The following is a 1,091-nucleotide window of genomic DNA, read 5'->3' on the forward strand; positions in this document are numbered from 1 at the left end:
GGTACCCGCCCGTGAACTCTGCCGCAAGCATGCCATTTCCGATGCCACGTTTTACACCTGGCGTAAGAAGTATGGCGGTATGGAGGTGCCTGAAGTTAAGCGCCTGAAGTCGCTTGAGGAAGAGAACACCAGACTCAAGAAGCTGCTTGCCGAAGCCATGCTGGATAAAGAGGCGCTTCAGGTGGCTCTTGGGCGAAAGTACTGACGACAGACCAGAAGCGGGAAGCCGTGATGTTGATGTGTGATGCGACCGGTCTGTCGCAACGTCGTGCCTGCAGGCTTACAGGTTTATCCCTGTCGACCTGCCGCTATGAGGCTCACCGTCCGGCTGCTGATGCGCATTTATCAGGGCGCATCACTGAGCTGGCACTGGAGCGCAGGCGTTTTGGCTACCGTCGTATTTGGCAGTTGCTGCGCCGTGAAGGGCTTCATGTTAATCATAAGCGCGTGTACCGGCTTTATCACCTCAGTGGCCTGGGCGTAAAACGCAGAAGACGTCGTAAAGGGCTGGCAACAGAACGTCTGCCGCTGCTCCGTCCGGCGGCGCCCAATCTGACCTGGTCGATGGATTTCGTCATGGACGCACTTTCCACCGGTCGCAGGATCAAGTGTCTTACCTGCGTCGATGATTTCACAAAGGAATGCCTGACGGTCACTGTTGCCTTTGGGATTTCAGGCGTTCAGGTCACGCGTATTCTGGACAGCATTGCACTGTTTCGAGGCTATCCGGCGACGATAAGAACTGACCAGGGGCCGGAGTTCACTTGCCGTGCACTGGATCAATGGGCCTTTGAGCATGGTGTTGAGTTGCGCTTAATCCAGCCGGGCAAGCCAACGCAGAACGGATTTATTGAGAGCTTTAACGGACGATTTCGCGATGAATGTTTGAATGAGCACTGGTTCAGCGATATCGTTCATGCTAGGAAAATTATTAATGACTGGCGGCAGGATTATAACGAATGCCGCCCGCACTCCACGCTGAATTATCAGACACCGTCTGAATTTGCAGCGGGCTGGAGAAAGGGTCATTCTGAGAATGAAGATTCCGACGTTACTAACTGAGTGTTGTATCTAATCGTGGGGGCAGGTCA

At 53.9% G+C, this 1,091-nt stretch carries 1 protein-coding gene; it reads left to right on the forward strand.

Features of this window, described 5'->3' with window-relative positions:
- Positions 1-1,062, forward strand: a protein-coding gene (locus tag MKS11_RS27385) for an IS3-like element ISSen4 family transposase (protein ID WP_097293776.1) whose coding sequence is annotated in 2 segments (ribosomal slippage) — positions 1-200 and positions 200-1,062 — 1,063 coding nt annotated over the 2 segments. Because the reading frame shifts where the segments join, the coding sequence is not laid out codon by codon here. This gene is flagged as partial in the annotation.
- Between the last annotated feature and the right edge of the window lie 29 nt (positions 1,063-1,091).

Source organism: Klebsiella sp. K5-45 (genome assembly GCF_030128605.1).
GTDB lineage: Bacteria > Pseudomonadota > Gammaproteobacteria > Enterobacterales > Enterobacteriaceae > Klebsiella > Klebsiella quasipneumoniae.